Annotated in this window: 1 protein-coding gene; it reads right to left on the bottom strand. The window is 75.3% G+C overall.

The window, feature by feature from the left end:
* Positions 1-531 (bottom strand): HAD-IC family P-type ATPase (locus AC1D15_RS36540; protein WP_477829939.1); only part of this gene is annotated, 531 nt, incomplete at both ends.

Raw genomic sequence — 531 nt, 5'->3', positions numbered from 1 at the left:
GCCGCTGCGGCTGCACGCCCTCGCGCCACAGCAGCGCCGCCTCGTCCTGGGGCTGCAGCGCGAGGATCGCCCGGTCCATCGGCTCCAGCCCTTCACCCACGCACGCCAGCGCGGCCCAGCGCAGCGCGTCGTCGCCGCAGGTCTCGACGACCGTCATGCGGTTGCAGGTCAGCGTGCCGGTCTTGTCGACGCACAGCACGCTGGCCGTACCGAGCGCCTCGATGGCCTGCGGCTGGCGCGTCAGCACCTGCTGCCGCGCCAGCCGCCAGGCGCCGAGCGCGAGCATCACCGTCCAGACCACCGCGAACTCCTCCGGCACGATCGCCATCGCGAGCGTCAGCCCGACCAGCAGCCCGCCGGTCCACGAACCGTCTCGCCACGCGAACACCGCCGCCGCCACGAGGCAGGTCGCGAGCGCCACCAGCGCGACGCGGCGCACCAGCACGTCGAGCTGGCGGCGCAGCCGGCTCGGCGGCGGCTGCAGCTGCCGGAGCGAACCTCCGATGCGCCCGAGCGCGGTGTGCACGCCGG

This window comes from Rhizobacter sp. P2_H2, assembly GCF_056403375.1.
This window is presented reverse-complemented; position numbering and strand designations above follow the sequence as displayed.